At 69.8% G+C, this 15,100-nt stretch carries 9 protein-coding genes; 6 read left to right on the top strand and 3 right to left on the bottom strand.

Annotated elements, in window-relative coordinates; translation table 11 throughout:
• Nucleotides 1-3: 3 nt before the first annotated feature.
• Nucleotides 4-951: an ABC transporter substrate-binding protein gene (locus tag BLV63_RS18785; RefSeq protein ID WP_066211143.1), complete on the bottom strand. Its 948-nt coding sequence runs from the start codon at nt 949-951 to the stop codon at nt 4-6.
• Between the two features lie 406 nt (nt 952-1,357).
• On the bottom strand, nt 1,358-2,089 hold the full coding sequence (locus BLV63_RS07035; RefSeq protein ID WP_066211141.1) for a 3'-5' exonuclease: 732 nt from the start codon (nt 2,087-2,089) through the stop codon (nt 1,358-1,360).
• A gap of 91 nt (nt 2,090-2,180) precedes the next feature.
• On the opposite strand from BLV63_RS07035, the gene BLV63_RS07040 reads away from it, so the two are divergent.
• Genes BLV63_RS07040 through BLV63_RS07050 form a run of 3 tightly spaced genes read left to right on the top strand, consistent with a single transcriptional unit; the run spans nt 2,181 to nt 9,500 of the window.
• Nucleotides 2,181-2,603, top strand: coding sequence for an MGMT family protein (locus tag BLV63_RS07040; RefSeq protein ID WP_066211140.1), 423 nt, complete (start codon nt 2,181-2,183; stop codon nt 2,601-2,603).
• A 13-nt stretch (nt 2,604-2,616) separates the two neighbouring features.
• Nucleotides 2,617-6,060 (top strand): ATP-dependent helicase, encoded by a 3,444-nt coding sequence (locus tag BLV63_RS07045; RefSeq protein WP_254780502.1) that lies wholly within the window; start codon nt 2,617-2,619, stop codon nt 6,058-6,060.
• Nucleotides 6,057-9,500 (top strand): ATP-dependent helicase, encoded by a 3,444-nt coding sequence (locus BLV63_RS07050; RefSeq protein WP_066211139.1) that lies wholly within the window; start codon nt 6,057-6,059, stop codon nt 9,498-9,500. The genes BLV63_RS07045 and BLV63_RS07050 overlap by 4 nt, the downstream gene beginning before the upstream one ends.
• Here BLV63_RS07050 and BLV63_RS07055 read toward each other — a convergent pair.
• Nucleotides 9,484-10,941, bottom strand: a complete 1,458-nt coding sequence (locus BLV63_RS07055; protein ID WP_074784111.1) for a phosphotransferase — start codon at nt 10,939-10,941, stop codon at nt 9,484-9,486. The genes BLV63_RS07050 and BLV63_RS07055 overlap by 17 nt on opposite strands.
• 89 nt (nt 10,942-11,030) lie before the next feature.
• Here BLV63_RS07055 and nudC point away from each other — a divergent pair, with 89 nt between their 5' ends.
• From nudC to BLV63_RS07070, 3 genes are all read left to right on the top strand, one after another.
• Complete coding sequence (gene nudC / locus BLV63_RS07060; RefSeq protein WP_066211138.1) at nt 11,031-12,086, top strand: NAD(+) diphosphatase; 1,056 nt, start codon at nt 11,031-11,033, stop codon at nt 12,084-12,086.
• Nucleotides 12,087-12,386: 300 nt separating this feature from the next.
• Entirely contained in the window at nt 12,387-14,522 is a 2,136-nt protein-coding gene (locus BLV63_RS07065) for an ATP-dependent DNA helicase UvrD2 (protein WP_066211136.1), read from the top strand.
• Nucleotides 14,519-15,082, top strand: coding sequence for a M48 metallopeptidase family protein (locus tag BLV63_RS07070; RefSeq protein ID WP_066211135.1), 564 nt, complete (start codon nt 14,519-14,521; stop codon nt 15,080-15,082). Before BLV63_RS07065 ends, BLV63_RS07070 begins: the two co-directional genes overlap by 4 nt.
• The last annotated feature ends 18 nt before the right edge of the window (nt 15,083-15,100 follow it).

Consider the following 15,100-nt stretch of genomic DNA (forward strand, 5'->3'; position numbering starts at 1 on the left):
CCGTTACTTGTCGGCGGGGACCTTGACGGCCTTGCTGCCCGGCTTCCAGCCGTCCGGCAGACGCTCGGCGTCGGTCTTGCGCTCCGGGAACCACTGCTTCACGAGCTTGGTCCAGGTGCCATCGGCGATCACGGCGTCGAGGGCGGAGTTCAGGGCGTCGGTCAGCGGCTGGTTGTCCTTGGCCACGGCGTAGGCGGAGAAGTTCTGAGTGGCGACCTTCTTCTCCTGGATCTTGGTGCCGTCGCCTTCCTTGATCTGGCCTTCGGCCTGCTGGGACGGGGCCAGCCAGGCGTCGATCTGACCGCTCTTCACGTTCGCGTAGGCGGTGTTGTAGTCCGGGTAACGGACCGGATCGAGCTTGAGCTGGTTGGTGACCATGTCGTCCTGGACCGTGCCCTGGACGACGCCGACGCGGACGCCTTCCTTGAGCTCCGAGATGGCCTTGACCTTGCTGTCCGTCTTGGAGACGAGGGCCATGAAGCCGAAGTCGTAACCGTTGGTGAAGCCGACGGTCTTGCGACGGGCGTCCGTGGTGGAGATGGAGGAGGACCCGACGTCGAACTGCTTGTTCTTGACCTGGGCAAGCAGGCTCTGGAACTTGGTGGAGGCGAACTCGACCTTGAGGCCGAGCTTGGCGCCCATGGCGCGGAGCAGCTCGTTGTCGAAGCCGGTGAAGTTGCCGGACTTGTCGATGTAGATGCTCGGCGGGGCGTCGGACAGGGTGCCGACCTTCAGGACGCCCGGGGTCAGGAGGCCGAGCTTGTCCTTCTCGATCTTGTCGAGGGGGGTCACGTCCGCCGTCGTGTACTTGTCCGGCGTCTGAGCGCCTGCGAGGGCATCCGTGGAGGCACCGCCGCTGGCCGGGCCCGAGGTCCCGCCGCACGCGGCGAGGGACAGGGAGAGGACGGCCGCGACGGCGCCGGTCTTCAGGAGTTTTCCGGTCAGTTTCAAGGGTGTGGTGCTTTCTCTCGTGGCCTGGCCCGGTCCGTTCGCGGAAGATGATCCGTGCGGACTCCGGGGGTTCCGGTCGTCGAAACGGCCCGCGCGAAGGGGTTCTGATGGTGCCACCCGGCGCGAGCCGAAGAATGAATTTAAGTATGGCACGGTGCGATTGTCGGCTTCATGAAGGCGTAACATTCGGAGTTGACTTGATTTCACCGAATTTTCTGCAACTTAAGCTGAAGATACGCTGGGAAAGCGGTGGTGAGAGGGGGCTATCTCAGAAGCACTGGACTGCGGGCCGGATCACGCCGCGCTGTGACCTTGATCTCACCGGGCGCGGGTGTCAAGGGCGGCAGGGCCAGCCCGCCACGACGACGTCGACGGCCACGGTCCGTCGTCGGGGGGGCGAGGGGAGTCAGAAACCGCCGCGCTCGGGCTCTTCGGGAGGCAGGACCGGCCACTCGCCTTCGATCACGGCGGTCGGCTTCGTCCGGCGGAGGTACTGCTGGAAATCGGCGGCCTGAGCCGCGGCCCATTCGATCTGCAGCCGGTGCAGGGACGCCGTCGGCATCACGATCTTGGGGAACTTCTGCGCCATCGCGTCCAGCAGCCGCACCGTGGCCAGGGCATCAGCGGCGGAGGTGTGGGCGTTGTCCAGGCGGACGCCATACTCTTCGCAGAGCGCCCCGAGGGTCCGGGTCCCCTTCCGGTACCGGTCCACTTGCTTGTTGATGATGAACGGGTCCAGCACGGGGAAGCGCGTGACCTGCGGAATGCCGTGGCGGGCGCATTCGGCGGCGAGGACCGTGAAGTCGTAGTTGGCGTTGAAAGCCATGACCGGCGTGCCGGCGTCGAACAGCTCCTGGATGGTGTTGCGGAGTTCGAGCACGACGGCGGCGGCCGGCCGGCCTTCGGCTCGCGCCTTGGCGGTGGTGATGCCGTGCACCTCGGCGGCTTCGGCGGGGATCTCGACACCGGGATCCGCGAGCCACTCGTGTTCCTGCAGAACGTCGCCCTTCGCGTCCACGACGATGAGCGAGGCGGTGACGATCCGGGCCGCGCGGGAGTTCTTTCCGGTGGTCTCGACGTCGAAGGCCGCGCGGGGACCCGCGTTCCAGATGCTCTCGTTCCGCTGCGTGCTGCTCATGCCTCAACGCTACCTGGACCGGCCGACGGAATTGTCCACATGCGGCGTTCAGGGCAGGGCAGGTCGGACGCGGCCCTCTACGCTGAGGAACATGCGGCAGGAATACATCGATGCGGTCCGGCGGATCGTGGCCATGGTGCCCCGGGGCACTGCGGTGGCGTACAGCGACATCTCCGATCTGCTCGGGCAGGGCGGTCCGCGTCAGATCGGCGCGATCATGGCGAGGCACTCGGAGGGCCTCAGCTGGTGGCGTGTGCTGCGGGCCAGCGGAGAGGCCCCGAGCGGCCATGAACCGGAGGCCTTCCGGCGGTACCGGGAGGAGGGGACTCCGCTCCGGGGCCAGGTGGAGGACTTCGCGCGGACCGGGGAGGGCCGCTGGCGAGTGGACTTCCCGGCAGCGCGCTGGGCGCCCCGTGAAGAGGACTTCCTGCTGATGGATGCCCTCGCCGATGCTCTGCGGCGGTCGGAAGCCGAGGAGGGTGCCGGGTCCGGAAAGAATGTCGGAGCACCGTGATGGAATGGTTCGCGTGACGGAAGAGAACTCAGGAAGGCAGGCCACGGGTGCCCGTGGCGCGCGTCCCACCTTGCTGCCGCCACTGCGCGTGGCGGGTGTTCAGCCGCGGCTGAGCGCGGACCAGCAGGCGGCGGTCGATCTCCCGCAGGGGAGCGGACCCGTGATCCTGTGGGGTGCGCCCGGAACCGGGAAGTCGACCGCGCTCGTGGAAGCCGCCGTGCGACGGGTGGATGCCGGCGAGGTGGACCCGGAGCGTGTCCTCGTCCTGGCTCCGAGCCGTGTGGCGGCCACTCGTCTGCGGGACTCCCTGACGGCCCGGCTGGGCAGGAGCCTCGGCACCACCCCGGCCCGGAGCTGGGCCGCCTACGCCTTCGACGTGATCCGCCGTGCCCACGCCGAGGGGGCGGTCGCCCTGGACGGCCCACCCCGCCTGCTGTCCGGACCCGAACAGGACCAGGTGATCAAGGAACTCCTGGACGGCGCGCGGGAGACTCCCGGCACCGGCATCACCTGGCCCCGCGACCTGGAAGCCGCCCTGCCCACCCGCGGTTTCCGGCAGGAGGTCCGGGAACTCTTCGACCGCCTCATCGAGCACGACGGCGGCGCGGAGGACCTGGAGGAGCTCGCCGAGGCGGTGGGGCGCCCGGAGTGGCTGGCCGCGGCACGCTTCTACCGTGAGTACCGGGATGTCATGGACCTGCGGAACGCCGGGGCCTTCGACCCCGCGGGGATCATCTCCGCCGCGCGATCGGTGTTCGCCGGGGCGCCGGAATTCCTGGCCGCCGAGCGGGACCGCCTCCAGCTGATCCTGGTGGATGATCTGCACGAGTCCAACCGCTCGGTGTACGAGCTCTTCCTCGACGTCGCGCAGGGGAAGGACGTCATCGCGACGGTCTGCCCGGACACCGCGGTCCAGGGATTCCGTGGCGCGCGCCCGGACCTGGTGTCCCGGGTCGCGGAGGAGCTCGGCACGGACGGAGTGGGCACGGCTGGATCCGGCACGGACGGGCGGCGCGCCCTGAACCTGGAGCTCACCACCTCGCACCGGCTGACCCCGCCCCTGGCCGAGGTGTACCGGCGTGCCGCCGCCCGGGTGCCCCGCGGTGCGGACGCCTCCTGGGCGCGCACGCTGGAGACCACGGCGGCGCCCACGGCCCAAGGAAGCGATGGCGACGCCGTCGCAGCTGAGAATTCCTGGCGGAAGGCGCCCGTCACCGGCGCGGTGTTCCGTGGGAGCGGACACGAACTGCGGTTCCTCGCCTCGGAGATCAAGTCCGAACACCTCAAGGGGAAGAAGAGCCTTGAGGACCTCGCCGTGGTGGTCCGCAACGGTGCGGAAGTCTCACGGGTGCAACGCTTCCTCCTGGCCCAGGGGATCCCCGTGCGGGTGTCTCTCGGGGAGACGGCCGTCCGTGACGAACTGGCGGTTCGGCCTTTGCTGGACGTCCTGGGCGTGGTCCTGGGAGAGCTCGCCCTGGACCCTGAACGAGCCGTGGAACTCCTGTCCTCGCGGGTCGGCGGGGCCTCGAGCCTGGACATCCGGCGCCTGCGGCAGCGTCTGCGTCATGAAGAACTGACCGCCGGCGGAACGCGGGGCAGCGATGAGCTGCTCGTGGAGGCTCTGGAGGATCCGGACTGGCTCGAGACGATGGGACTCGTGGCCCGTCACGCCCTGAGGATCGCCCGGATGCTGGCGGGCGGCAGGAAAGCGGCGCAGGAGCGGGCGGCCAACGGGGAGACCGTGCTGTGGGCCATCTGGAAGGCCTCCCGCCTTGCCGACCCGTGGGCGGAGACCGCCCTTGAATCCGGCACGGCCGGCGCACGCGCTGATCGCGACCTGGACGCCGTGATGGCTCTGTTCGAAAGCGCGGAGCGCTTCGCCACCCAGTTCCCCGGGTCGGGTGCGGCGCAGTTCTACGACTACCTGACCGCGCAGGAGCTCCCCATGGACACGCTCACCGCCCGCCCGCCCGTGGAGGAAGCGGTGGAGGTCCTGACTCCGGCCGGCGCCGCGGGACGCGAGTGGCCGGTGGTCTTCATCGCCGGGCTTCAGGAGGGGACCTGGCCGAACACCAGGCTGCGCGGTGAGCTCCTGGGCAACACCTTGCTCGCCGACGCGATGGAACACGGTCCTGCGGTCGCCGTGCAGCAGGGTCCCGGCGAGCGGCTCCGTGCCATCCGCACCGATGAGCTCCGGACCTTCGTGGCGGCACTCAGCAGGGCCTCCGAGCGGCTCGTGCTGACCGCGGTGGAGGACGAGGAATCCCGCTCCTCGGCGTTCCTGGAGCTGGCCGTCCCCGGGGCCTCGGACGAGGTGGGGACTCAGGCCATCCGTTCCCTGGATCTCCGCTCGCTGGTCGCCGAGCTGCGGCGCACGGCGGAGGAAGCGCACGCGAACGCGCAGCCCACCGTGCCGGAGGGCGCGGATCCTCGGGACGGGCGCACCGCCGTCGCGCAGGACGCTGCCCAGGTGCTCGCGCTCCTCGCCCGGCATGACGTCCCGGGAGCGCACCCCGCACAGTGGTGGGGCCTGTCTCCGGCCAGCACCGAGGACGATCTCGTTCCGGACGGCGGGACCGTGGTGGTCTCGCCGTCGAAGGTGGAGAAGGCCAGCAAATCGCCGCTCGAGTGGTTCGTCCCGGCCGCCGGCGGAGAGGCGCACACGGACTTCGCCAGGAGCCTGGGAACGCTCATCCATGCCATCGCCGCGGAGCTGCCGGAGGCCACTCTCGAGGAGTATCGGGAGCTGCTGGACCGACGCTGGCCGGAACTGGGGCTGCCGGAAGGCTGGGAGAACGACGCCCTCCGCCGGCGTGCGGATCTGATGCTCTTCAAGCTCGCCGGTTACGTCGCATCCCTGAAGGGCACAGGAGGCACGGGCGCAGGACGGTCCCTCGCAGCGGTGGAGATTGATTTCACCGTGGACCTGGAGGAGCCACTGGAGTTCGTGCCGGAGGGGGAGACCACGGCCCGAACGCTGCATACCAGGATCCGGGGCCAGATCGACCGCTTGGAGGTGGACTCGCGGGGCGGCGCCTACGTGGTCGACCTGAAGACCGGCAAGTCCAAACCGCGGAAGGAGGACATCATTCAGCACGCCCAGCTCGGCACGTATCAGGCGGCCATCAACGCCGGCGCGTTCGAAGCGGGTGTCGTCCAGGATGCCTCCTCCGCTGGCCAGAGGACCGGCGTGAACCGGGTGGTCCCGCCCATCTCCCGGAGCGGCGGCGCGGCGCTGGTCCAGCTCGGTGACAGCACCAAGGGGTTCACCGAACAGCAGCAGCCGGAGCTGGGTCCGGACGACGGATGGGCGATGGATCTCGTCCACCAGGCGGCCATCGCCATGGCCGGTCACGCATTCGAAGCCCGGCACGATTCGGCGGGGACACCCTTCGGCGGCTGCAAGACCCCGGAGGTCTGCCCGCTGTGCCACTCGGGAAGGCAAGTCACGGAATGACTGAAACCACGTCGGCGATCATCTCGCCGGAGGACCTGGCCGCGCTGCTCGGCGGCAACACTCCCACGGAGGAGCAGTCCCGCATCATCTCCGCACCCCTCGAGCCACTGCTGGTGATCGCGGGCGCGGGGTCGGGAAAGACCGCCACCATGACCGACCGGGTGGTGTGGCTCGTCGCCAATGGTCTGGTCCGTCCCGAAGAGGTTCTCGGGGTCACGTTCACCCGCAAAGCCGCGGGTGAACTCGCTCATCGGGTCCGGAAGGCCCTCCAGCAGTTCGCCCAGGTCAATCAGCGTCTCGGTATCGCCCCCGTGGAACTGGCCGTGGACGAGCTGCACGAACCACGGGTCTCCACCTACCACTCGTACGCGAATTCTCTCGTCTCCGATTTCGGCCTGCGCCTCGGGATCGAGCGTGACGTCACGCTCATGGGTCCGGCCCAGGCCTGGCAGCTCGCCAGCCAGGTGGTGGAGAGCTACGACGGCCCGATGGAATACGTCGAGGCAGCGAAGTCGAGCCTGGTCAACGGGGTTCTGAAGCTCGCGGGCGAGTGTGCCGAGCACCTCCGTCCTGCGGTGCCCGGTGCGCTGGCCGGCTCCTCGCAGCGTGTCAGCGTGGAGGAGTGGGTCGCAGACCTGCTCGCGCACTACGAGGCCCTGCCTCCTAAAGTGACCGGCCGGGCCGCCGACACCGCGGCGAGGGCTCTCCAGACGAAGTTCCGCACCCGGGTGGCCCTGGCCCGCATGGTGGGCCGTTACGCGGACGCCAAGCGGCAGCGCGGCCTTCTGGACTACGGCGATCTGGTGGCCTTGGCCGCGACGATCGCCCAGGATGTCCCGCAGGCCCGGCAGCTCGAGCGGGACCGCAGCAAAGTGGTCATTCTGGACGAGTTCCAGGACACCTCGCACGCCCAGATGGTGCTCTTCTCGGAACTGTTCGGCGACGGCCACGCCGTCACCGCCGTCGGCGATCCGAATCAGTCGATCTACGGCTTCCGCGGCGCCTCCGCGGGCCAGCTCTTCCGCTTCACCGAGGCGTTCCCGCGACGGCGGCCCGACGGCGGTCTGGAACCGTCCGGAACGGACTACCTCACCACCGCCTGGCGCAATGGCGAACGGATCCTGGAAGTCGCGAATCGTGTGGCCGGACCGCTCTCGTCCCGTGCTGCCGGGACCGAGAGCGTCCCCGAGCTCCGGCCACGCCCGGGTGCGCCGGCAGGCGCCGTCGTCCTGGCGCGCTTCGCGGACCAGTACCGTGAGGCGGCGGCGCTCGCCGACGATGTGCTCGCCCTCCGGTCTCAGGGCCAGCCCGCCCGCACGATGGCGGTGCTGTGCCGCAAGCGGTCACAGATGTTGCCGGTCCAGGATGCCCTGGAGCTGCGCGGGATCCCGTATGAGGTCATCGGCCTGGGCGGACTGCTGGAGACGCCGGAGATCATGGATCTCACGGCCACCCTGCATGTTCTGGCCGATCCAGGGCGGTCGGACAAGCTGATGCGTCTCATGGCGGGAGCCCGTTGGAGGATCGGCCCCGCGGACCTCATGACCCTTCAGGAGTGGTCGTCCCAACTGGCCCGTCGCCGGTCCGCCCGGATCCGGGAAGACGCTGAAGAACTGGATGACGACAGCGCGCTGACCCCTGACCCGGTGGACGACTCGAGTCTGATCGAGGGACTCGACTTCCTGCCCAGACCCGGCTGGGTGTCGCCGGCCGGGCGGTCGCTCAGTCCGCTCGGTCAGCAGAGGCTCGAACGGCTCTCCGAAGAACTCCGCCGGCTCCGCGGCCACCTGGGTCATGAACTGGTGGACCTGATCGCCGAAGTCGAGCGGGCGATGCTCCTCGACATCGAAGTGGAAGCGCGTGCTGGGAGGAGCCTGCATTCCGCGCGCCGGAATCTGGAGGCTTTCACGGACCAGGTGCTCCAGTTCAACCGCAGCAATGAACGGGTGGACCTGCTGGCCTTCCTCTCCTGGCTCGAGGCCGCGGCGCGTGAGGAGAACGGGCTGGCGGCAGCGCCCCCGGAACCCGATCCCGAAGCCGTGCAGATCCTGACCGTTCACGCGTCCAAGGGTCTGGAATGGGACGCGGTGTTCGTGCCAGGCCTCAACACCAAGGACTTCCCCTCGGAGCGGGCCGCGCATTGGGACACCGAGATCGACACCCTGCCGTGGCCGTTGCGCGGCGATCATGCGAGTCTGCCCTTGTGGGACACCACGGAGGCGGGTCAGGCCGAGTGGACCCGCAGCGCGAAGGTGTTCGCCGAAGAGGCGAAGGCCCACGCAGTCCGCGAGGAACGGCGGCTCGCCTATGTCGCGTACACCCGGGCGAAGGACCTGCTCTGGGTGTCCAGTCATGCCTACGCCACGGCCGGGGCTCTCCGGCCGATGTCGGACTTCCTGGCAGAGCTGCTGCCCCTGGCCGAGGACGACGAGCTCGCTGAAGTCCAGCTTCACGGCCTCAGCGTGGGGGAGGAGGACATCCCGGACACGAACCCCTTGACCGCGCAGACCCGGCGATCCCCGTGGCCGTACGACCCCCTGGAAGGCCCGGTCGACGGCGACACCGGGCAGCGCAGGAGCCTGGTGCCCGGGCGGCGCGCGGCCCTGGAAGCATCCGCTCACGCCGTGCTCGCCGCTCTGGAGCCGGGTCCGGAAAGCCGGACCGGTGGACCCGGCACTGCGGCGGAAGGCCGCGACGGGAAGAGCCCCGTCCGCACGGCGCAGGGTGAGATCTGGTGGGAGGACGCCGAACTCCTGCTCGCGGCCCAGCAGCGGCAGCCCCGGAGGCACGAAGTCCGCCTGCCCGCCCACATCTCGGCATCCACTCTGGTGGAGCTCGGGACGGACTCCGAGGCGGTCGCCCGCCGGCTCCGGCGTCCCGTTCCCCGGGAGCCGGGTCAGGCCGCCCGGAAGGGCACCGTGTTCCATGCTTGGGTGGAGGAGTTCTTCGGTCAGGCCGGAATGCTGGATCTCGACGAGCCGCTGAGTGAGGATTCCGCCTTCGACACCGCGCTGGGACTGGATGAGCTGGTGTCCCGGTTCAAGGACTCGGAGTGGGCACAGCGGACTCCGGCGTATCTGGAGGCGCCCGTCGAAACCTCGGTGGGACCCCTGGTGGTCCGTGGACGGATCGACGCTGTGTTCCGCGATGCCGACGGCGGCTGGGACCTCGTCGACTGGAAGACCGGAAGGGTCCCGCGAGACGCCCAGGACCTGGCGCGGAAGTCGGTGCAGCTCGCCGTCTACCGCCTGGCATGGTCCCGATTGCGGGGGGTCCCCCTGGACATGGTCCGGGCAGCGTTCTACTACGTCGCCGACGGGCAGGAGATCAGGCCCCACGACCTGGCGGGAGCGGAAGAACTCGAGAGGATCGTCAGCGACGCGCTCCGGCCGAAGCCGGGCGCGTCACCGTCCGATCAGCCGGTCAGCTCTCGTGCTTGATGACCGGCAGGGCCGTGGTCTCGACTCCGGCCTGCGAGGCGCCCGGTTCCCCCTCGTGCTCGGACGACGGGGAAGACGCGTTCTCGTCGGCTGCGCTGTTCGCCGTCTCCGAACCGGCCACGGCATCGGTCTCCGGGGAACCCTCGGAGTCCTGGACCGAGGCGACGTCGGCGTCACCGTCAGCGCCGGCGGCATCGGAACTGCCATCGGCAGCGTGGTCGGCCGGGGAGCCGGACGGAGTGGGCACCACGGAAAGGCGGGGGGAGTTCCCCTCGGCGACGTCGTCATCCGACCCGCCATCGGCGGCGTTCACCGATTCCCCTCCAGACGCGGCGGACAGCGAGGTCACGGTGACCTTGGCGCCCGGCCCGGTCGTGGGGGTGGGGCCGTTCGTTTCCCGATCCTGCGACGGGCGATCCTGTGCCGGTCGCTCGTACGCCAGGCGTTCGTGCTCCTCGGCGGCTTCCGCCTCGGCGGCCGCCTCCTCCGCCTCCTCGAGTTCACGGGCGGCTGCTTCGCTCTCCCGGATATCGGAGGCGAGGTCGGACAGCATGGTCTCCGCCTCGGCGATCACCGTGGCGTCGTTCTTGGCCAGACCCTTCATGAGGTACTGCGCCAAGGCGAATTCCGCGGAGAGCGCGGCACGGCGGAGCAGATGGGGGTCCGGGTCCTGCCCGGCGGGGCCGGGCAGCGCGTCGCGGTAGTGATGCAGCACGGCGTCCACGAAGGCGGAGTCGTGGGAGGCGACGAGCCAGGCGAAGTCGTCCGCCGGGTCGCCGATGTGCAGATCGGTCCAGCCGGTCACGGCGGTGACTTTGCCGTCGTCGAACAGGAGGTTGTCCTCGTGCAGGTCGCCGTGCACGACGGAGGCGTTGAAACGCCACAGCGTCACGTCCTCCAGCGCGTGCTCCCAGCGGAGCAGAAGTTCGGCGGGGATCTTTCCGCTGGTGGCGGCCTGGTCCAGTTCGTTCAGGCGGCGCTGCCGGAACTCATTGGCGCTGTAGCGGGGGAGGTCCGCGCGGTCCACCACGTCCTGCGGCAGGGCGTGGATGGCCGCGAGCACGGAGGCCACCTCCTTCGCCGCCGCATCCCCGGACCGTTCCAGCTGATCCAGCTGGAGCGACTGCCCGGCGACATGGGTGTACACGAAGGTGCTCAGCGGCCCGCGACGGACGCAGCCGAGCACGGTGGGGATCCGGAACGGCAGCTCGGCACGCAGGCCGGCCGGGAAAGCCCGGAGAATGGCGAACTCGCTCTCGAGCCGCGCACTGGCTTCTTCGTGGCGGGGCGAACGGACGCGCCAGCGCTGGTCGTCCTCGCCGAAGAGGAGCACGGCGTCGAAGTCCGAGGGGTCGTCAAGATCGGCCCGGACGGCGGTGGGGGAGAGTCCAGGCACTGCAGCGGCGGCCAGGGCCGCCAGTTCGAGGGGGGAGCGCTTCACATCTTCCACCGTAGAGGGGTGTGTCCCCGACTGTCCCCAGCACGGGCGGCGAGTCGCCAATCCCGGAGGGCAGTGGGTACGGTTGAGACATGCATTCCCCAGGGCTTTCCACCACTTCCGCAGGTCTGCTCTCACCGACGGTTCTCGGGACGCCCCCGGCCCTCATGGACCGCGTTTCGGGGGAACGAGCCGGTGCTGGAGCTCTGGCGGCGCTCCGCGAAGACCCCGCCACGCGGTACCTTCTTCTGGCCCAGCGCAGCACCCCGGTGGTCTCCGGCGAGGACACACAGCGTCTCGTCTTCCTCTCGCCCGCCGAGGTCGACTCCCTGGGTCCGGTCCGCGTTCTGCAGGAGATCCACCTGGGCCGTGTGCGCCCTCCGCACGACGACGACGCCGGCCCGGCCCCCGCGCCCGGCGACGGTGCGCTGCCGGCGGGCACCGCCGTCGTCGCCCTGGTGCTGAGCGAACCGCTCGCGGCAGATCACCCCGCACTTCCCGCGGGCACCGTGTGGCGTGGCTACCGCGAGAGCGGCGCGTGGCTCTCCGCTCTGGAGTCAGAGCTGTTCATCGAGGCCCAGGCGATCGCGGGGTGGCACGAGGGCCACGGGTTCTGCCCGCGCTGCGGGACGCCGACGGAGACCGAGCAGAGCGGCTGGGTGCGGCGCTGTCCCCGGGAGAACGTGGAGATATTCCCGCGGATGGATCCCGCCATCATCGTCAGTGTGGTGGGACCGGACGGCCGGATCCTGCTGGGCGGTGGCGGACCGGCGGACGGCAAAGGTCATTCGGTCCTGGCGGGCTTCGTCGACCCAGGGGAGTCCCTGGAACAGGCGGTCGTCCGCGAGCTGGGGGAGGAAGTCGCGGTCGAGGTGGACGCGGTCCAGTACCTCGGATCGCAGTCCTGGCCCTTCCCCGCGTCCCTCATGCTGGGGTTCACCGCGCGGACCCGGAGCAGCGACGCCCGGCCGGACGGCGTCGAGGTCACGCATGCCCGCTGGTTCACCCGTGAAGAGCTGCAGGAGGCCGTCCTGGCCGGCACGGTGATCATTCCGAGCCGCTTGTCGATCGCGAGGAATCTGATCGAACATTGGTACGGCGGTGACGTGCTGGAACCTCCGGCGCCGCCGGTGAGCGTAAGGACCTGAACCGGCGAGCGACGGTTCCCGGCACTTGCGGTTCCGACAACCAGGAGCTCAGACACCTGGAGCTCAGACACCTGGATCTGAGGCGACTGCGACCGGTGTGCATCGGCCTTGCCGCCTCACCACCGATCCGGATCCAGCAGGATGGAGGGGCGTGACACCGACCGCTCACACCGAAGCGCCGCCGGCGCCTCGACCACCGAAGCGCCAGCGGCCCACCGGTCGCAGCACCATTGCCGACCACACCGCAGCATCACCCGCAAGACCACGCACGACGCATGACACGGCACCTCACGGGCCGCAGTGACTGAAGGAGCAACCACCCTGGACGTGGAGAATGGCAGCAGCCTCGAGGAACGGATTCTCGGAGGCCTGGATGCGGAACAGCGAGCGGTCGCGACCACGCTGACCGGGCCGCTGTGTGTCCTGGCCGGCGCCGGGACCGGTAAGACGCGCGCCATCACGCATCGCATCGCGTACGGCGTCCACTCCGGGGTCTACACCCCACAGCGCCTTCTCGCGGTGACGTTCACGGCTCGCGCCGCCGCGGAGATGCGCAGCCGCCTGCGGGACCTCGGCGTTCCCGCGGTGCAGGCCCGCACCTTCCACGCGGCGGCGCTCCGCCAGCTCCAGTACTTCTGGCCGCAGGCGATCGGCGGCTCGGTCCCGCAGCTCCTGGACCACAAGGCCGGTCTCATCGCGGAGTCGGCCCGCAGGCTGCGCCTGACCGTGGACCGGGCCGCGGTGCGGGACATCGCGGCCGAGATCGAGTGGGCCAAGGTCTCGATGCTGACCCCGGCCAACTACCTCGCCCGCGCGCAGGGCCGTGGCGAGCCGGGCGGCCTGGAGCTGCCCGCCGTCGCGCGCATCTTCGAGGCATACGAAGAGGTGAAGACAGACCGCAACATCATCGACTTCGAGGACGTCCTGCTCATCACGGTGGGCATCCTGGAAGAGGACCCCAAGGTGGCCGCGACGGTCCGCGACCAGTACCGGCACTTCGTGGTGGACGAGTACCAGGACGTCTCCCCGCTCCAGGAACGGCTCCTCCAGCTCTGGCTGGGCGGCCGTGAGGAACTGTGCGTCGTGGGCGATGCCAGCCAGACCATCTACTCCTTCACGGGCGCGACCCCGCGGCATCTCCTCGACTTCCCGAAGACCTACCCGCAGGCGCAGGTGGTGCGCCTGATCCGGGACTACCGCTCGACGCCGGAAGTCGTGAAGCTCGCGAACACCCTCCTGCACAGTCGCCCCTCGGGTGGGCCGGAGGCCGACAAGATCTGGGCGAAGCCCATGGAACTCGTCGCTCAGCGCCCGCACGCCGCGGAACCCGTGTTCATCGAGTGCCCCGACGACGAGGCGGAGTCCGCGGTCGTGGCCGAACGCATCGCGACGCTCATCGCCGCCGGGACCCCGGCGGCACAGATCGCCGTGCTGTTCCGCACCAACGGACAGTCCGAGGCATTCGAACAGGCCCTGTCCGCCCGGGACATCCCGTATCAGCTCCGTGGCGGGGAACGGTTCTTCCAGCGCCGCGAAGTGCGTGAAGGCATGCTCCAGCTGCGGGCCGCGTCGCGGGCGGATTCGACCCGCGGCGCCGCCGTGGCCGGAACCGTGGCGGATGTCCTGTCGAGCCTCGGCTACACGTCCGAGGCGCCGGTGGGCGGCGGCGCCGTCCGGGAGCGCTGGGAGTCCCTGGCGGCCCTGGTCAACCTGGCGCAGGATCTGGCGGCCAGCCGCGGGGAGGAGTTCTCCCTGCTCGACTTCGTGACGGAGCTCCAGGAGCGGGCCACGGCCCAGCACGCCCCGACGGTGCAGGGTGTCACCCTCGCCTCGCTGCACTCCGCCAAGGGCCTCGAATGGGACGCCGTGTTCCTGGTGGGCATGAGTGAAGGCCTCATGCCGATCTCCTTCGCCGAGACCCCGTCCGACGTGGATGAGGAGCGGCGCCTGCTCTATGTCGGCATCACCCGTGCGCGGACCGACCTCTGCTTCACCTGGTCCACGGCGCGAACCCCCGGCGGCCGGGCCCATCGGAAGCCGTCCCGCTTCCTCGACGCCCTGCGGCCCGGTGGCAACGGCACCACGGTGCGCGAATCCGCGGCACGGCTCCGCAAGAACCGCGTCAAGGCCGTCGCGACCCAGTGCAAGGTGTGCGGAACGCAGCTCACCACCGGCCCGGAACGGAAGGTGGGACGCTGCGTCGACTGCCCGCCGTCGCTGGACGAGAAGCTGTTCGAGGCGCTGCGTGAGTGGCGCAAGGCGGAGGCCTCCTCGGCCGACGTCCCGGCCTATGTGGTCTTCACCGATGCGACCCTCACGCTGATCGCGGAGGAGAAGCCGGAGACCATGGAGGCGCTAGCGGTCCTCTCCGGCGTGGGGCAGCGCAAACTCGAGAAGTACGGGGAGGCCGTGCTGAAGGTGGTGGCGGCTCAATGAGCCGTGCGGGTCAAGCGGAGCAGCCCCGGTTCGCGCCGGACGGGACCCCCGTGGTGGTGCGCCGCTCGGCCCGCCGCAAGCGGACGGTGAGCGCGTTCTGGGAGGGCGGGACTGTCGTCGTCGCCATCCCGGCGCGCTTCACCCACGCTCAGGAGGACGAATGGGTGCAGAAGATGCTGCTCCGCCTCCAGTCGAGGGAAGCCTCCGGCAAGGCGGCCGGCCGCAACGACGACGAACTCGCCGAGCGCGCCCGGCTCCTGTCCCAGCGGTACCTAGGCGGTCAGGCACGGCCGAGCAGCGTCCGCTGGGTCAGCAACCAGAATTCGCGGTGGGGATCCGCCACCCCCGCGGACCGCTCCATCAGGCTTTCCGACAAGCTCCAGGGCATGCCCGACTGGGTGGTCGACTACGTCCTGGTGCACGAACTGACGCACTTGCTCGTGGCGGGGCACGGCCCGGACTTCTGGAAGCTGTGTTCGGCCTACCCCGATCTGGAGAAGGCGAAGGCGTTCCTTTCGGGCGTTGCGTACGCGCAGTCGAGGGGCCTCAGCGAGGACTGATGACGGCCCGGTGAGCTT

This window comes from Arthrobacter woluwensis (assembly GCF_900105345.1).
Classification (GTDB): domain Bacteria; phylum Actinomycetota; class Actinomycetes; order Actinomycetales; family Micrococcaceae; genus Arthrobacter_E; species Arthrobacter_E woluwensis.

Coding starts and splice junctions, on each gene's coding strand:
- BLV63_RS07040 (WP_066211140.1), top strand. CDS start 2,181: ATGCGGCAGGAATACATCGATGCGGTCCGGCGGATCGTGGCCATGGTG.
- BLV63_RS07050 (WP_066211139.1), top strand. CDS start 6,057: ATGACTGAAACCACGTCGGCGATCATCTCGCCGGAGGACCTGGCCGCG.
- BLV63_RS07070 (WP_066211135.1), top strand. CDS start 14,519: ATGAGCCGTGCGGGTCAAGCGGAGCAGCCCCGGTTCGCGCCGGACGGG.
- nudC (WP_066211138.1), top strand. CDS start 11,031: ATGCATTCCCCAGGGCTTTCCACCACTTCCGCAGGTCTGCTCTCACCG.
- BLV63_RS07035 (WP_066211141.1), bottom strand. CDS start 2,089: ATGAGCAGCACGCAGCGGAACGAGAGCATCTGGAACGCGGGTCCCCGC.